At 69.3% G+C, this 16,373-nt stretch carries 17 protein-coding genes; 2 read left to right on the forward strand and 15 right to left on the reverse strand.

Annotated elements, in window-relative coordinates; all coding sequences use genetic code 11:
* Nucleotides 1-3: 3 nt before the first annotated feature.
* The 6 genes from ccsB to hemL all read right to left on the reverse strand — a co-directional run bounded on the left by ccsB (nt 4) and on the right by hemL (nt 6,646).
* Entirely contained in the window at nt 4-993 is a 990-nt protein-coding gene (gene ccsB / locus LTV02_RS24555; RefSeq protein WP_233034132.1) for a c-type cytochrome biogenesis protein CcsB, read from the reverse strand.
* Nucleotides 993-2,624: a cytochrome c biogenesis protein ResB gene (gene resB / locus LTV02_RS24560; protein ID WP_233034133.1), complete on the reverse strand. Its 1,632-nt coding sequence runs from the start codon at nt 2,622-2,624 to the stop codon at nt 993-995. Before resB ends, ccsB begins: the two co-directional genes overlap by 1 nt.
* Nucleotides 2,624-3,439 carry a cytochrome c biogenesis CcdA family protein gene (locus LTV02_RS24565; RefSeq protein WP_233041694.1) on the reverse strand — a complete coding sequence of 272 codons (816 nt, stop codon included), beginning with the start codon at nt 3,437-3,439 and terminating at the stop codon, nt 2,624-2,626. Before LTV02_RS24565 ends, resB begins: the two co-directional genes overlap by 1 nt.
* A 5-nt stretch (nt 3,440-3,444) precedes the next feature.
* Nucleotides 3,445-4,044: a TlpA disulfide reductase family protein gene (locus LTV02_RS24570; RefSeq protein WP_233034134.1), complete on the reverse strand. Its 600-nt coding sequence runs from the start codon at nt 4,042-4,044 to the stop codon at nt 3,445-3,447.
* Nucleotides 4,041-4,646: a histidine phosphatase family protein gene (locus LTV02_RS24575; RefSeq protein WP_067716982.1), complete on the reverse strand. Its 606-nt coding sequence runs from the start codon at nt 4,644-4,646 to the stop codon at nt 4,041-4,043. Before LTV02_RS24575 ends, LTV02_RS24570 begins: the two co-directional genes overlap by 4 nt.
* A gap of 662 nt (nt 4,647-5,308) precedes the next feature.
* On the reverse strand, nt 5,309-6,646 hold the full coding sequence (gene hemL, locus LTV02_RS24580) for a glutamate-1-semialdehyde 2,1-aminomutase (RefSeq protein WP_233034135.1): 1,338 nt from the start codon (nt 6,644-6,646) through the stop codon (nt 5,309-5,311).
* A gap of 349 nt (nt 6,647-6,995) precedes the next feature.
* On the opposite strand from hemL, the gene LTV02_RS24585 reads away from it, so the two are divergent.
* Nucleotides 6,996-7,355, forward strand: a complete 360-nt coding sequence (locus LTV02_RS24585; RefSeq protein WP_084535240.1) for a hypothetical protein — start codon at nt 6,996-6,998, stop codon at nt 7,353-7,355.
* Between the two features lie 211 nt (nt 7,356-7,566).
* Here the strand turns inward: LTV02_RS24585 and LTV02_RS24590 are convergent, their stop codons facing one another.
* The 4 genes from LTV02_RS24590 to hemB all read right to left on the reverse strand — a co-directional run bounded on the left by LTV02_RS24590 (nt 7,567) and on the right by hemB (nt 10,199).
* Nucleotides 7,567-7,803 (reverse strand): hypothetical protein, encoded by a 237-nt coding sequence (locus tag LTV02_RS24590; protein ID WP_067716629.1) that lies wholly within the window; start codon nt 7,801-7,803, stop codon nt 7,567-7,569.
* Complete coding sequence (locus LTV02_RS24595; protein WP_233034137.1) at nt 7,803-8,384, reverse strand: hypothetical protein; 582 nt, start codon at nt 8,382-8,384, stop codon at nt 7,803-7,805. Before LTV02_RS24595 ends, LTV02_RS24590 begins: the two co-directional genes overlap by 1 nt.
* 284 nt (nt 8,385-8,668) lie before the next feature.
* A complete protein-coding gene (locus LTV02_RS24600) occupies nt 8,669-9,202 on the reverse strand; it encodes a hypothetical protein (protein WP_233034138.1) in 534 nt (177 codons plus the stop codon).
* Between the two features lie 19 nt (nt 9,203-9,221).
* Nucleotides 9,222-10,199 carry a porphobilinogen synthase gene (gene hemB, locus LTV02_RS24605; RefSeq protein ID WP_233034139.1) on the reverse strand — a complete coding sequence of 326 codons (978 nt, stop codon included), beginning with the start codon at nt 10,197-10,199 and terminating at the stop codon, nt 9,222-9,224.
* Nucleotides 10,200-10,440: 241 nt separating this feature from the next.
* Here hemB and LTV02_RS24610 point away from each other — a divergent pair, with 241 nt between their 5' ends.
* On the forward strand, nt 10,441-10,752 hold the full coding sequence (locus LTV02_RS24610) for a hypothetical protein (protein WP_067716637.1): 312 nt from the start codon (nt 10,441-10,443) through the stop codon (nt 10,750-10,752).
* Between the two features lie 82 nt (nt 10,753-10,834).
* On the opposite strand, the gene LTV02_RS24615 is transcribed toward LTV02_RS24610, so the two are convergent.
* The 5 genes from LTV02_RS24615 to LTV02_RS24635 all read right to left on the reverse strand — a co-directional run bounded on the left by LTV02_RS24615 (nt 10,835) and on the right by LTV02_RS24635 (nt 16,329).
* Complete coding sequence (locus LTV02_RS24615) at nt 10,835-12,397, reverse strand: bifunctional uroporphyrinogen-III C-methyltransferase/uroporphyrinogen-III synthase (protein ID WP_067716640.1); 1,563 nt, start codon at nt 12,395-12,397, stop codon at nt 10,835-10,837.
* Nucleotides 12,394-13,509 carry a hydroxymethylbilane synthase gene (hemC, locus tag LTV02_RS24620; protein WP_084535219.1) on the reverse strand — a complete coding sequence of 372 codons (1,116 nt, stop codon included), beginning with the start codon at nt 13,507-13,509 and terminating at the stop codon, nt 12,394-12,396. Before hemC ends, LTV02_RS24615 begins: the two co-directional genes overlap by 4 nt.
* Nucleotides 13,506-14,891, reverse strand: coding sequence for a glutamyl-tRNA reductase (locus tag LTV02_RS24625; RefSeq protein WP_067716642.1), 1,386 nt, complete (start codon nt 14,889-14,891; stop codon nt 13,506-13,508). The genes hemC and LTV02_RS24625 overlap by 4 nt, the downstream gene beginning before the upstream one ends.
* Nucleotides 14,888-15,754 (reverse strand): redox-sensing transcriptional repressor Rex, encoded by an 867-nt coding sequence (locus LTV02_RS24630; RefSeq protein ID WP_233034140.1) that lies wholly within the window; start codon nt 15,752-15,754, stop codon nt 14,888-14,890. The genes LTV02_RS24625 and LTV02_RS24630 overlap by 4 nt, the downstream gene beginning before the upstream one ends.
* Before the next feature lie 314 nt (nt 15,755-16,068).
* Nucleotides 16,069-16,329: a glutaredoxin family protein gene (locus tag LTV02_RS24635; RefSeq protein WP_233034141.1), complete on the reverse strand. Its 261-nt coding sequence runs from the start codon at nt 16,327-16,329 to the stop codon at nt 16,069-16,071.
* Nucleotides 16,330-16,373 lie beyond the last annotated feature (44 nt).

Raw genomic sequence — 16,373 nt, forward strand, 5'->3', positions numbered from 1 at the left:
GGACTAGTTCAGGCCCGCGTAGCTGTGCAGACCGCTCACCACGATATTGATGATGAACAGGTTGAACAGCATGGCTACGAAACCTGCCACATTGATCCACGCGGCCTTGGTGTCTCGCCAGCCGGAAGTCGCGCGGGCGTGCAGGTACGCGGCGTAGAGGACCCAGGCGATGAAGGAGACCGTCTCCTTCGGGTCCCAGCCCCAGAAGCGGCCCCACGCCGCCTCGGCCCAGATGGCGCCCAGGATGACGCCCGCGCCGAAGATCGGGAAACCGATGATGGTGGTGCGGTACGCCAGCCGGTCCAGGGTCTGGGCATCGGGCAGGCGGCGGGCCAGATTGCCGAGCAGAGAGGATGATTCCCCGCCCGCGGGCTGCCGCAGGCGGAACAGGAACAGCAGGCTCGCCACGCCCGACACCAGGAACACGCCACTGCCGATCGAGACCACGGTGACGTGCACCGGGAGCCAGTACGACTTGAGCGCCGGGACCACCGGGGCCGCGTCGGCGTGCAGGACGGTGCCCGCCAGGAACATCAGGATGAGCACCGGCAGCAGCAGGAACGCCCACATGCCGCGGTAGCGCTGATCGCGCAGCAGCACCAGACCGAGGCCGACGGCGGCCGCGCAGGCCATGCTGACGAACTCGTACATATTGCCGAGCGGGAAGCGGTGGGTCGCGAAGCCGCGCAACACGATCGAGGCCGCGTGCAGGCCGAAGGCGACGAACAGCACCGCGAAAGCCATATTGCCCAGGCGTTCCGGGAACGGGCGCGGCGGGCGGCCGGTGCGCACCACCTTGCCGGGCACATCGGCGGGCGGCGGGGTGTCCTCGCCGGCGCCGCCGCCGACCGTGACCAGCTTGCGGGCGGTCTCGGGAACCGTGCGGGTGACGGCGAACTGCCAGATGAGCATCAGGCAGACCAGCGCGTAGATCACGATGGCCGACTTGAAGGCGAGATCGCTGTAGGACGCGAGAGTCTCGTCGATCGGCATTACTTCTCTCCCGGGTTGTCGGTCAGCAGCCGCTCACGCAGGCGATCGAATTCGCCGCCCCAACCGGCTTGGTCGGTGCGGGCCAGTCCGCCCATTTCTACTACGGTACGTCGTTTTTCGGAAGGCTCCGCGGCGGGGTAGACGCGCAACCAGATGCGGCGGCGCTTGATCAGCAGCGAACCCAGCAGGCCGGCCATCATGGTCAAGGCGCTGACCAGCACCCACTGCTGCGCCGGATCGTGCGAGACCTGCAGGTTCACGAACTCTTTCGCGCCGTCGAAGGTGACCTTGGTGCCGTCGGCGAGGGTCGCGCCCTCACCGGGCTTCAGATTGACGCGCTGTTCCTTGGTCAGGCGGCCCTGCTTGATCATCTCCGGATCCAGCGAGAACAGCGACTGCGCCCGGCCGGTGTCCAGGCCGGTCTCGCCGCGGTAGATGTCCACGGCCACCATCGGATCCGTCATGGCCGGATAGCGCGAGGTCAGCAGCGAACCGTGCAGCAGCGCGGTCGGCGCGAACAGGCCCTGGATCGCGACCTGGTGCTTGCGGCGCTCGGCTTCGTTCGGATACATGCCGCCCGGCGGATCGATGCGCAGCACGCCCGAGGACAGGAAGGTGGTGGCGTCGTCCGGCTTCCACTGAATGGTCTCGGTGCGGGTCTGGCCGTTCGGGAAGGTCACCGTGAAGGTGGGCGCGAAACCGTGGCCCTGCAGGTAGATTCGATCGCCCGCCAGCCGCAGCGGATGGTTGACCTGCACGGAGGTGTCACGCCAGGTGCCGGTGCTGAGGTCGTCGCCGGCCTGGTACTGCAGGTCGGAGGTGAACATCTCGGCCTGGCCGTTGGGCAGGTAATCGGCCTTGAAGTTCTTGACCCGCACGCACATCGGCGTCAGGCCGGTGCCGTCGTTGACATTGCCGGCCCGGAAGGAGTCGAAGACCGCCGGGGAGGTGGTGCAGAAACCGGGGCCGTCGTCGGCGATGACCACCACATTGCCCTCGTACCCGAACAGCTTGCCGATGGCGATGGCCGCCAGCAGCCCGACCAGCGCCAGATGGAAGACCAGGTTGCCGAGTTCGCGCGAATAGCCCTTCTCGGCCGAAAGGGTTACTTCCCCTTCGCGATTGCCCGGCTGCACCACCACGCGCCAGCCGCGCAGGCCCTTGCGGACGCGCTCGACGACCTCGTCGGGGGTGGCGGTGTCGCCGCCCTCGAAGTGATGCGGCAGGCGAGACAGGTTGCGCGGGGCCTTGACCGGCGGCGTGCGCAGCGCCCGGTAGTGATCGAGCACGCGCGGCAGGATGCAGCCCACCAGCGAAACGAACAGCAGCACATAGACGGCCGTGAACCAGAAACTGGAGAACACGTCGAACAGTTCGAGCCGGTCCATCCACGGGCCCAGGGTCGGGCGGTCCGCGATGTACTGATCGACCTTCTGCGCGTTCAGGCTCCGCTGCGGCAGCAGTGCGCCGGGGATGGCGGCCAGCGCCAGCAGGAACAGCAGCATGAGCGCGGTGCGCATGCTGGTGAGCCCGCGCCAGGTATTGCGCAGCAGGGCGATCACCCGGCCCAGCGGCGATTGGCGCGGCGGGCGAACGGGATTCGGGGCGGGGGTTTCGGCGGTCACGGTCATCAGATCGGCAGGGTCACATTCGAGACGAAGGCGTCACGGACCCAGGACACGAACTGGTCCCAGGCCCCGGTCACCAGGGCGAAGCCGACGGCCACCAGCAGGATGCCGCCGATCACCTGAATGGTGCGGGAATTGCGGCGCAGCCAGCCCACCCCGCGCAATGCGGTGGCCGAGCCGAACGCCAGGATCACGAAGGGCAGGCCCAGGCCCAGGCAGTAGGCCACGATGAGGGCGACGCCGCGCACGGCGGTGGTGCCCTCGGTGCCCGCGGACACGGCCATCACGCCGGACAGGGTGGGGCCGAGGCAGGGGGTCCAGCCGAGCGCGAAGACCGCGCCGAGCAGGGGTGCGCCGACCAGGCCGCTCAATCGCCGCGGCTCCATGCGGGTGTCGCGCTGCAGGGCCGGGATGAGGCCGATGAAGGCCAGGCCCATCACGATGGTCACCACGCCGCCGATGCGGGTCAGCAGTTCACGATTCACATTGAGCGCGTTGATGGCGCCGAACACGGTGGCCGACGCGAGCACGAACACCACGGTGAATCCGGCCACGAACAGGCCCGCCGCACCGGCCACCCGCAAGCGGCCCCGGCGTTCGAGAGTGGCTGTGCGCCTGGCGGATTCGACGGTCACCGGCGGCGCCTCGGCCCCGACCACGCCCGCCAGATAGGACAGGTAGCCCGGCACCAGCGGCACCACGCACGGGGACGCGAACGACACCAGGCCGGCCAGCACGCACGCGCCGAGGGCGAGCAGCAGCGGTCCGGTGGCGGCGGTGTCCTGGAACGACTGTCCCACGCTCGCCAGCACTGTCACATCGGTCACGACTGTTCTCCGGTGAGCTTGTCCAGGATCGGCTGCAGATCCTCGGCGAGCAGCGAGCGCAGGTAGACCGCGGCGACGCGATGCTGCTTGTCCAGCACGATGGTGGTCGGGATGACGCTGGTGGGGAACTTGCCGCCGAGCGCGAGCAGGCTGCGCATGGACGGGTCGTAGATGGACGGGTAGCCGACCTTGTTGTCGGTCACGAAGTCCTGCGCCTTGTCCTGCTGGTTGTCCCGGACATTGATGCCCAGGAAGGCGACGCCCTTGTCCTTGTACGCCTCGTAAACCTGTTCCAGCGCGGGCGCTTCCGCGCGGCACGGGCCGCACCACTGGCCCCACAGATTGACGACGACGACCTTGCCCGGGAAGTCGTCCACCGAGGTGGTCTTCCCGGCGGTCATCAGATCCGGGCCGGCGAGCTTGCCGATGGTGCCGCGTGATTCCGGCGGATCGTAATAGATGTCGGTCTTACCGCCCGGCGACACGAAATCGAAGGTGCCGCCCTGCGCCACCGCGTCCTTACCGGCGGTCGAGCAGCCCGCGAGCGCCGCCACCACGGCGACGCCCGCCAGCAGGGACGCGATGGCGCGTCTCATGCCCCGAACACCTTGGGATCGGAGGTCCCGGCGGGCTCCGAGTAGACGATGTCGATCAACGTATCGCCCTGGTAGACCAGCGAAGTCAGCGAGGCGAGCGAGCACTGCCGGTTGCGCGGGTCGTGCCACAGTCGCTGCCCCTGCAGGAACCGGCGCAGGGTCCACACCGGCAGCTGATGCGAGACCAGCACGGCCTCGCGCCCGGCGGCCTCGACCCGCGCCTTGTTCACCGCGGCCAGCATGCGATGCGCGATCTGCAGGTACGGCTCACCCCAGGACGGCGTGAACGGATCCCGCAGCTTCCACCAATGCCGGGGCTGCCGCAGCGCGCCGTCCCCCACGGCCACCCGCAGCCCCTCGAAGATGTTCCCCGCCTCGATCAGGTTCTCGTCCGTCCGGATGATCACCCCGTGCTGCGCCGCAACGGGTTCCGCGGTCTCCTGCGCCCGCTGCAACGGCGAAGCCACCACCAGCGCGACATCGTGATCGGCCAGCGACCGCGCCACGGCCTGCGCCTGCGCCCGCCCCGTCACCGACAACTGGAACCCGGGCAACCGCCCGTACAGAATCCCCTTCGGATTGTGCACCTCACCGTGCCGCATCACATGCACGATGGTCTCCACGTCCTCCGCGACATCCCCGGGCAACGTGAATCCACTTGCCGTCAAAACGGATTCACCCGCCTCCCGACCGGCCGCAGCAGCCTCCGCCACCTCCCGACCGGCCGCAGCAGCCTCCGCCGCCTCCCGATCGGTCTCGGCAGCCTCGACCGCCGACTCTTCCCCGGCCTCGTCGGCATCCTCTGCCGCAGCGACACTCGTCGCGGCAGCCACATCCTCCGCGCCGGAAACAATGTCGGCCGCTTCGGCCACGCCGTCGGCATCGGCGTCCGCCGCAGCGGCAACGACCTCGGACGCCGCGGTGGCGGAGGTCTCGACTCGCTCATCCACAACGTCCGCGTCCGCGGAATCGCCCGCTCCCGCCGGCGCCGAATCGGCGGCTGCTGCCGCGATTTCGGCCGCGTCGGCCTCGGTCCCGGAGACTTCGGCCTTCGGCTGGGCGGTTTCGGCCTCTGCCGCGGCGGCCGAATCCGTTGCGGGGGTGGCGGTTTCGGCCGGAGCGACGGCGATCTGCTCGCCGGTTTCGGCGAGTTCGGCTTCGGCCTGGCGGATGGAGTCGAGGAGGCGGGCGGCTTCGGTGGCGGAGAGCGGGGCCTCGTGGGGGGCGGGGGCGGGGATTCCGGTGTCTGGCTGCTGGGTGGAGCTCACGCGGCGGATCCTTCGGGGGTGGCGGCCGCCGCGGCGCGCGCGGCGGCGGGGAGGGCGGCGGCGATGCGGTCGAAAGCGTTCTCGTCGAGCGCGGCCGAGACGAACCAGGCTTCGAACGCGCTCGGGGGCGCGTACACGCCGCTGTCGAGCAGGGCGTGGAAGAAAGCGGGGAAACGCCAGGTCTGACTCGCCTTGGCGGCGGTGTAGTCGGTGACCGGGTTCTCGGCGAAGAACACGCTCACCATATTGCCCGCGAATTGCACATGGTGCGGGACGCCTTCGGCGTCCAGGGCCGCGCCGAGCAGCTTGCCCAGGCGCTCGGAATTGCGATTCAGCGCCGCGTAGACCTCGGCGTCGGCGGTGCGCAGGGTCGCGAGTCCGGCGGCGACGGCGACCGGATTACCGGACAGCGTGCCGGCCTGATAGACCGGGCCGAGCGGGGCCAGGTGGTTCATGATGTCGGCGCGACCGCCGAACGCGGCGGCGGGCAGACCACCGGACATGACCTTGCCGAAGGTGTAGAGGTCACCGGCGACGCCGTCGATGCCGTACCAACCCGAGGCGCTCACCCGGAAGCCGGTCATGACCTCGTCCATGATGAGCAGCGCGCCGTTGGCGTGCGCGATGTCGCGCAGCCCCGCATTGAATCCGGGCAGCGGCGCGACCGCGCCCATGTTCCCCGCGGCGGCTTCGGTGATGACGCAGGCGATCTCACCGGGATTCGCGGCGAACGCGGCGGCCACGGCCTCGAGATCGTTGTACGGCAGCACGATGGTGTCCGCGGCCTGCGCACCGGTGACGCCCGGCGAGGTCGGCAGCCCCAGCGTCGCCACGCCCGAGCCGGCGTCGGCCAGCAGCGCGTCCACGTGCCCGTGATAGCAACCGCTGAACTTGACGATCTTGGACCGCCCGGTGAACCCGCGCGCCAGCCGGACCGCGCTCATGGTGGCCTCGGTGCCGGAGTTCACCAGCCGCACCCGCTCGACGGGATCCACCCGCGCCGCGATGGCCTCGGCCAGTTCGATCTCGGCTTCGGTCGGCGCGCCGAAGGACAGGCCCTTGGTCGCCGCGGACCGCACGGCCTCGACGACCGCCGGATGCGCGTGGCCGAGAATCATCGGCCCCCACGAACAGACGAGGTCGACATAGTCGTTCCCGTCCGCGTCGGTCAGCGTGCACCCCTGTGCCGACGCGATGAATCGCGGTGTCCCGCCCACGGATTTGAACGCCCGCACGGGCGAGTTCACACCACCCGGGATCACCGCCGCGGCGCGTTCGAAGAGTTGGGCCGAGACCGGCACCGATGCCTGGCTCACACGCGGAGAAGAACTCACGGCACCCAGTCTCTCAGCCGCCCCCTCCCCCGTCGACGACAGGGTGTAGTCGAGTGTCCTGTCCCACAGCAACCCGCCATCCTCCCACCCCGATCGGCGCGCCGCATCTCCTACGGCCGGGAACGCCGGCTCCCCGCACCACACGCGCCTACCTCACCGCCACCTGCCTGCGGCGATGCACCGGAACGGCCCGTTCACCGAAGGTGGCGCGGGCGAACGCAACACGCCGGAAATTGGTTCGACGCGAGATAGATCGCTGGAAGGTTGCCGATGCGTAATCTCGGCTCCAGAAGGGGTCTGCGGCGAGAGTGGGAGCGACGGTATGCGGGTCGTGCGGTTCGGAGTCGGAATGGTTGCGGCCGTTGCGGTCGCGGGCGTGATCGGTACCGGTCAGGCGTGTGCGGGCGCACCGATCGTGCAGCTCGATCAGGGCCGGATCGGGATGCATCTGTCGCACGACGAGACCGCCGCGTTCGCCGGCGGTCCGGCTCCCGCGGTGGTCAGCATGGTGGTGCCGCTGAGCCGCATGGGCGCGGGCCTGCATCAGGAGACGCAGATCTACAAGGACGACAACGGCGGCGTGCACGCGTCATTGCGGCAGGTCGTCATGGAGGCCGCCCAGCATCCGGACGGCACCGTGGTCATGTTCCTCAACGCTCCGGGCACCCGCGGGGGCCGAGTGCTGGATGTTTACCAGAGCTGGAACTGAATTCCGCGGATCAGGACAGCGGTAGCCCGATGCAGAATGCCGCCCAGCCCGTGGAGAACAGGCAGTTGAGCTGCGGCGGCAGGTAGTCGAGCCAGGATATCGGGACGAGATATGGGCTCCTCATGCGATCCATTCTCCGCCCATGCACCCCCGAGCGCCCGCCGAAACGATCACTTCGCGCACCTCGCCGGGCGTGTCGCCCCGCACGCGGTCAGCGGGCCAGGCGATAGACCCGGCTCAGCACATCGATGAAGATCACCCCGGCCACCGTCACCAGCAGCGCGGCACACGCCAGCCAGGGCCCCGAATAGCGGGTGGCGGTGAATCCCGGTGTCTCCCCGGCCGGCTTGAACCAGCCGGTGTGAATCCCGTTGCGCCAGCACCACACCGCCGCGAACCCCAGCAGCGGCACCAGCACGACCTCGGCCAGCACGGCGAGCCACCGCATCACCGCGCCTCCTTCTCCTCGTCACCGCTCGGCTTGCTCAGCTCGACGCCGGCTTCCGGCAGTCCGGCTCCGGACCGGTCGTCCGCGACCGGCTCCGGCGCCCCGTCGCGCCGTTCCAGCGCCGCGGTCAGTTCCGCCCGCAGCGTCCGGTGATCCCGCGCCCACGCCTGCACCAGCGAACCGTCGCGCAGCTTCAGCCCGAAACCCTTGCGCCGCCGCGGCACTCCGGTGAGTTCCCCGAGCGCCCGCGCCGATTCCCAGTCCTCATCATCCCAGGACTGTTCGTCCGGCTCCGGCAACACTTCGGCGATGTCGCCCAGCGACACGACTTCGGTGCCTTCGCGCAGCGTGTCGGCGGTGAGTTCGACGCTGATGTGACGCCGCCCGGCGATCACCTGCAACCACACGAACCCACCCAGCAGCACCGCGCAGAAGACCAGGCCGAACCAGTGCACGTCACCGCCGCGAATCAGCTCCAGTACCAGGATGATCCCGCACAGCGCCGGTCCGTACGCGATGGTGCGCCAGCGTGCGCCGGGTTCGGCGAACAGTACGGCCGCGGGGGCTCCAGCCTCACTCATAGGCCGCACATTACGGGCATAGGGGTCAGCCGACGAGACCCGGAAGCAGAAGTACGGCGAGAGTGAGCAGTCCGAAGAGGAAAAGCAGACTGAACGCCATGACGTCGCGCCGCAGACTGTGTGGCTGCTGGATCACCACTCGCATCGTTGCCTCCACTCTCGAGCAGAACTCCGGAGACGAAGGCGCCTTACCTCAACGGCGGGCATCCGGTATCCGGTTCCGGAATTCTCTGTGACAACCCTCACCATACCGGTTAGTAGGCCTGTAACAAACTCCAGGGTCTTCAGTGTGCTACCGGCCGGAAGTACTGCTCGGATTCCTTTCGATAGCAAAGGAATACGGCTCCGCAGGCGGCCACCGACTGCACGATCCCGGCCCCGCCCGCGACCGCTCCGATCACGCCCGGCATACCGCTGCCCGGCGCGAAGAGGGTGCCGAGCGCGCCGAGGGTCAGGAACACCGCCAGCGCGGTGAGAATCGCACGCGCCCAATTCTTGCCGTGCCGCATGAGATACACCAGGGCGGCCGCCGCGCCGGTGAGGATCAGCCAGAAGAAGGCCATCACCACCAGCAGCACCACGGTCCACATCTGCACCTGCGCCTCGGTGATGGCGGGCTGTTGCTCGCGCAGCTGGTCGAGCATCTTGGCGGCCAGCTCGCGGCGCTGACCGAATTGCGAGATCAAGGTGGCGGTCAGTTGCACGACACCCAGAAGCAGTGCGGCCCACCAGAGTTGGGCGGCGGTGCGGACGTCCTCGGGTACGGGGCGCGGGCCCGGCAACGGTCGCGGGCCCGCCGGGGGCACGATCGGATTCACGGCTGAGCGGTTCCCGCGATCACGAAAGCCAGTGCGCGGCTTCGGTTGCCCAGTAGGTGAGCACCATATCCGCGCCGGCACGGCGGATTCCGAGCAGCGATTCCAGGATGGCGCCACGGCGGTCGATCCAGCCGTTCTGCGCGGCGGCGGTGATCATCGCGTACTCGCCGGAGATCTGGTACGCCGCCACCGGCACCGTGGAGCGGTCCGCGACATCGCGCAGAATGTCCAGATAGGACATGGCGGGCTTGACCATGACGATGTCCGCGCCCTCGGCCAGATCCAGCTCCAGCTCGCGGATGGCCTCGCGGCGATTGGCCGGATCCTGCTGATAGGTGCGGCGATCGCCCTCCAGCGAGGAACCCACCGCCTCCCGGAACGGGCCGTAGAACGCCGACGCGTACTTGGCGGCATAGGCCAGGATGCCGGTGTCGGCGTAGCCGGCCGCGTCCAGGCCGGCCCGGATGGCGCCCACCTGACCGTCCATCATGCCGCTGGTGCCGAGCAGATCGGCGCCGGTTTCGGCCTGCGCCAAGGCCATATCCACGTACCGCTGCAGGGTCGCGTCGTTGTCGACCGCGCCCTCGGGGCTCAATACGCCGCAATGCCCGTGCGAGGTGAATTCGTCCAGGCAGGTGTCGGCCATGACCACCGTCGAATCGCCGACCTCGTGCACCAGCGCGCGCAGGCCCCGATTCAGGATGCCCTCCGGATCGCTGGCCTGACTGCCCAGCGGATCCTTGTCCTCCGGCTTCGGGACGCCGAACAGCATGAGCCCGCCGACGCCCGCCGCGACCGCCTCCACCGCCGCCTTGCGCAGCGAATCCATCGAATGCTGGTACACGCCCGGCATGGACGAGATCTCGCGCGGTTCGGCGAGCCCGTCGGCGACGAACATGGGGAGGATCAATTGCCGTGGCTGGAGCGTGGTTTCGGCCACCAGCCGACGTAGCGCGGGGGTACGGCGCAACCGCCGTGGGCGGTCCATTCCGGTCATGCACGCATGATATGCCCGTCGCCGAGGCCGGGTGCGCGCGGCGTCCGCCAGGCCCGGCGCGCCCGCGCGGGAATCGGCGCGGAGGGCGTTCCGGCGGCGGCCGGCAAGTTGATCATCCCGCCGTTGAGCAGCGGTTTCTGTCGGTGCCGACCTGTAGAATCGAAGATGTGTTCGAGAGTTCGGGTGGTGTTCGAGGAGGTCGGGCATCGGCCGGGCTCGGGTCGCGACGGGAGGATTGGTCGTGCTCGCAAGTGTGAAGAGCTTGTCCGACAAGGCAGTTGGGGTGCCGAAGCAGGGGGAGGTCATCGATCATCCGTGGATGCCGCTGGCCAAGCAGCCATTGCCGGCCGGACGTCCACGGTCCTGGTACATCGCCCACAACCGCCGGTTGAAGGCGATGCGCCTGGCCATCGCCCTGCTGGATTCCGGCGCGTTCGCCGCGGATCAGGCCGGCAACGAGAAGATCCGCGACACCGCCGAGCGCATCGGCGTGCACTGGCCGTCGGACGCCACCTGCCGCATGGTCCGGCGGATGATGCAGGCTCAGCGCTGAGCGAGGTGGTTTCGGCCGGAATGCGCACGGGCCCCGCATCTTTCGATGCGGGGCCCGTGATGTCTCCGGCGAGCTTTCGCGGCTAGCGGCTGCGACGGCTCTTCTTGCGGGGCGGGGGCAGCAGGCCCTCGGCGCGCAGGTGGGCGGCATGCTCGGCGAGGGCTTCGACGAGCGGGCCGACCTGGGCGATCTCGGGCTGCACATCCACGCGCAGGCCGAACTCGATGGCGGTTTCGGCGGTCTTGGGGCCGATGCACGCCACGATGGTGCGGGCGTGCGGCTTGCCGGCGATGCCGACCAGGTTGCGGACCGTGGAGGACGAGGTGAACAGCACCGCGTCGAAACCGCCGGTCTTGATCATCTCGCGGGTCTCCGCGGGCGGCGGGGACGCACGCACGGTGCGATAGGCGGTGACGTCGTCGATCTCCCAGCCGCGATCGCGCAGGCCCTCGGCGAGGGTCTCGGTGGCGATATCGGCGCGCGGCAGCAGCACCCGGTTGACCGGATCGAAAACGTCGTCGTAGGGCGGGAAGTCCGCCAGCAGGCCCTCGGAGGACTGCTCACCGCTGGGCACCAGTTCGGGATTGATGCCGAACGAGCGCACCTTCTCCGCAGTGGCCTCGCCCACGCAGGCGATCTTGACGCCGCTGAAAGCGCGGGCGTCCAAACCGAATTCGCCGAACTTCTCCCACACCGCGCGCACGGCATTGGTGGAGGTGAAGACCACCCACTGGTAGCGGCCGTCGACCAGGCCCTTGACCGCGCGCTCCATCTGCGCGGGCGAGCGCGGCGGCTCCACGGCGATGGTCGGCACTTCCATCGGGATGGCGCCGTGCATGACGAGCTTCTCGCTCATCTCACCGGCCTGCTCCTTGGTGCGCGGCACCAGCACGGTCCAGCCGTACAGCGCCCGCGACTCCCACCAGGAGGTCTTGGCGCGCTTCTCGACCTCTTTGCCGACGGTGACGACCAGCGGGCCGACCATCTCGGAGGCGGCGTTGTTCAGGGTCGCCAGGGTGGCGTCGATGGTGCGCTGCTGCCGCGTGGTGCCGCGCACGGTCACCGCGACCGGGGTCTGCGGCGCCATTCCGTGTTCGACCAGCGCCGAAGCGGTTTCGGCCAGGTGACCCGAGGTGGCGTGCAGCACCAGCGGTCCCGGCGCGGCCGCCACGGCCGCCCAGTCCACCTCGCCGCGCACATCGACCTCGGTGTGGCTGGAGCCGATCTCGATACCGGCGTACGCGGGCACCGTGGTGCCGGCCGACAGACCCGGCAGCACCTCGAACACCATGTGCGAACGGGTGACGGCATTGACTTCCTGGATGACCGAATCGGTGGTCATCGGATCGCCGGACACCAGCCGCACCACATCGTTGCCGTTGCGGGCCTCGGTGATCAGGGTCTTGGCGACCTCGGCGGCGTCACCGAGCGCGGGACGCACGTCCACCGGACGCTCGCCGTCCAGGCCGGGTTCCACGGCGATGCCGATCAGGGCGAGCACGCCCTTGTCCACATCGGGATCGGTGAACGCCAGCTCGGCCCGGGCCAGGACCTCGCGGGCCCGCACGGTGAGCAGCGCCGGATCACCCGGACCCGACCCCACAAAGAGGATCCGACCAGGGTGCTTCTTCGAGGCTCGGCTCATCGGTTGTTCTCCATTGGGCTGGGATTGCTGCTGCTGTCGTTGTCATCCGCGGCCGCTGACCGCTCCACTTCCGGTGAGCCGCCTGATGATCCAGGCTCTTCCGGTGCACTGAGCAGTTCACGCGCCCCCAGCTCCAAGAGCTCACGCGCCAGTGCGCGGCCCAGCTGCTCCGCGTTCTCGAGCGAGCCGACCGCCGATGCCCGGATCACGTCCGAGCCGTCGATCGCCGCCGCGCACCCGCGCAGCGACAGTTCGTCCACCACTCTGCCGTCGTCGTCGAGCGATTCGACGACCTCGGCCAGCGCGCCGATCGGGGCGGTGCATCCCGCCTCCAGTTCGGCCAGCAGCGCCCGCTCCGCGGTGATGGCGGCACGGGTGCCGGCATCGTCGAGGGCGGACAGGATGGTCACGAGTTCGGTGTCCTCGCTGCGGCATTCCACAGCGAGCGCGCCCTGGGCGGGAGCGGGCAGCATCTGCACCGGCTCCAGCGCCTCGGTGACGGCGTCCAGGCGGTCGATGCGGGACAGCCCCGCCCGCGCCACCACCACGGCGTCCAGTTCACCCTTGGCGACCTTGGAAAGTCTGGTGTCGAGATTGCCGCGCAGCGGGACGATCTCGACCCCGAGGCCGAGCGCCTTCAACTGCGCGGAGCGCCGCGGCGCGGAGGTGCCGATGACCGACCCGGCGGGCAGTTCGCCCAGCACCAGGCCGTCGCGGGCGACCAGCGCGTCGCGCGGATCCTCACGCGGCGGAATCGCGGCGATGGTGAAGCGCGGGTCCTGCGCGGTCGGCAGGTCCTTGTACGAGTGCACCGCGATATCGACGCTGCCGGAAGCCAATTCGTCGCGCAGCGCGGCGGTGAACACGCCGACGCCGATCTTCTGCACCGGGTCGGTGGCGTTCTGGTCACCGGCGGTCTTCACGATGATCAGCTCGGCGATCTGGCCGGCGGCGATGAGATCGTCGCGCACGGTCCCGGCCTGGGTCAGCGCCAGCAGGCTGCCGCGAGTGCCGATGCGCCACGGGTTCTCGGCGGTGCCCTTCGCGGCGGAAGTGTCGGTCGTCTCGCGCACAGCGTCCTCTGTTTCGTGCACCAAGGCTTCGGTGGTCATGCGTTTCGCCCCTGTTCGTCGCCGGGGTGGGCGGCGGTGAAGTCATCGGCCAGGGTGGCCGGCGCCGCGATTTCCATGGGCGCGGCGACCGCTTGGGCCGCACCGGGTTTGAGCTCGAACAGCTCCCGAAGAGCCTCGGCATAGCTATCGCCGCCCGGCGTGGACGCCAGCTGCTTGACCCGCACGGTCGGCGCGTGCAGCAGTTTGTCCACCACTCGACGCACGGTACGGGCAACTTCCTCGCGATCGGTGGATGCGAGTCCCGGTAGTCGGGAATCCAGGCGTAGCAATTCCGATTCGACCACGTCGGCGGCCATCTGCCGGAGCGCCGCCACGGTCGGCGTCACCTCGGCCATGCGCTGTCCGGCAAGGTATTTGGCCAGCTCGTCGGCCACGATGGTGCGCGCGGCGGCGGTGTCGTCGGCGGCCGCGCCGGCCGACGGATCGCGCTGCAGCGTCTCCATGTCGATGACGGTCACGCCCGGCAGCCCGGCCACCGCGTGCTCCACATCGCGGGGCAGGCCCAGGTCGCAGATGACCAGCTGATCGTGCGCGCCCTTCGAGGACAGCGCGCGGTGCACGTCGGCGATCGACACCACGGTGCCGACCGCGCCGGTACAGGTGACGACGACCTCGGCGGCGGCCATGGCCTCGGCGAGCCGGTCCAGCTCGACGGCCTCGGCGGTGACGCCGTGCATGGTGGTGGCCGTATTGGCCAGTCGCTCAGCGCGTTCGAAGGTGCGGTTGGCGACCAGGATCTTGCCGATCCCGGCGCGCGCCAGCTGCGCGACGGCCAGACCGCCCATGGCCCCGGCGCCCAGCACCAGCGCGGTGCGCCCGGCCAGCGGGCCCAGCACCAGCTGCGCGCGATCCAGGGCCACCGACACGACGGACGCGCCGGCCCGGTCGATCCCGGTCTCCGAATGCACCCGCTTGCCGACCCGCAGCGCGGTCTGCGCCAGTTCGTGCAGGGTGCGCCCGGCGGCCTGCTGCGAATCCGAGGCGGCGTAGGCGGCGCGGATCTGGCTCAGCACCTGCTGTTCGCCGACCACCATGGAATCCAGGCCGGAAGCGACCGCGAACAGGTGCTCGGCGGCGGCCTCGGCGTAGCGCACGTAGGCGTGCTTGGTCAGTTCCGGCAGCACCAGACCCGAATGCTTGGTGAGCAATTCGCTGATCTCGCCCAGCGCCGGGTGGAAGGCGTCGACCACCGCGTAGATCTCCACCCGGTTGCAGGTGGACACGATCATCGCCTCGGACACGTGGGTCGAGGCCAGCATCTTGTCGGTCAGCTTGGGCCGGTCGTGCTCGGTGATGGCGATCTTCTCCAACACCGCGACGGGTGCGCTGCGATGCGATATCCCGACGAGAAGCACACTCATGGCTGGACCACCGCTCCCTTGCTGGTTGCCTCCGTGCCGCCCGACGGGCGAACTGCCGCATGCGAAGAAGTCTGGGGCGCGACCCGCGTCAACCGGGTCGACACCACGCCCACCGTGTCCCCGGCCGCCAGTTCCTCCGCCAAGCGCGGGTCGACGGAGCGGAGTTCGGCGGCGGCCGATTCGGCCGAGCGGGCCCGTTCGAAGGACAGCAGCTGCATTTCCACCGCCAGGTCCACGCGCCGCACCTCCACGTGCGCCGGCGCGTCCAGCGCGATCGGGGAGAAGCTCAGGATGTGCTGCATGCCCGCGGCCACCAGCAGATCGCACACGCTCTGCGCGGCCCGGTCCGGCACCGTGATGACGGCGATGGTCGGCTCCAATGCCGCCATGGCGCCGGGCAATTCGGCCACATCGCGGACGACCAGTCCGCCGGTGATGCCGGGCATCTCGGTGCCGATGACCGCCGGATCGTTGTCGAACACGCCCACCATGGCGAAACCGCGGCGGCGGAAACCGCCGTACCCGATCAGCGCGCGACCCAGATTTCCGGCTCCGACCAGCACCACCCGGTGTCCTTCGGAGAGTCCGAGCACATCCTCGATGCGGTCGCGCAGCTTGATCACGTCGTAGCCGACGCCGCGCACGCCATTGGGTCCGAGGAACGAAAGATCCTTGCGCAACTTGGCCGAACCGACACCCGCCGCGACAGCCAGTTCCTCACTCGATACGATGGCAACAGCATCGTCGGCAAGCACCGCGAGCACACGGAGATAAGTGGCCAGCCGGGCCACCGTGGCCTGCGGGATGTCCTTCTGCAGAGCCTTGGAGACGCCAGTAGGCGGCGTCTCGTGTTGCTCTGTCACGTCGCTTGCGCTCCTCGTCCGGCCGGGGGTAGATGTCCGGGTTCTATTTCTCGACCCGAGCCGGACCGTCGCTGGGCGGTCGTGGTGGCGAGGTCGAGTCAGTCAGGGGGTCGCTTCCGCTGCCCGAAAGGCGGGTTGCGTGCCACCACCGTAACCGCTTGTGAAGCCCTGCACAAAGTCGGTGAATTCAGTCACTTTGCGGTGGGCTCCAGCCCCGAGGTCATTCAACCCTTATCAGGTCGAACCCGCTACGCAACGCGCCGGTAATCAGGCATGCCGACCCACCGGTTCGGGACGGCTGCCGGGGAATGCCGTCAGCGGGCGAGATCGGCGCGCAGCCGCGGCTCGTCCACGTCGAAATAGCTGTGCTCACGGCCGTCGAGCAGGACCACCGGCAATCGATCCCCGAACTCCGCGCGCAGCTCCGGGTTGACCGGCGCGACCTCGTCCACATCCACGATCTCGACCTCGACGCCGAAATCCGCGCAGATGGGACGCAATTCCGCCAGCGCGCCGGCGCACAGGCCGCATCCGTTCCGGGTCAACAACGTCACCGTGTGTGGGGAATCGCTCATAGCGGCCATCTAACAACACTCCTGATATGTCGTTCAGCGTCTAC

It is taken from the genome of Nocardia yamanashiensis, from assembly GCF_021183565.1.
Taxonomy (GTDB): Bacteria; Actinomycetota; Actinomycetes; order Mycobacteriales; family Mycobacteriaceae; genus Nocardia; species Nocardia yamanashiensis.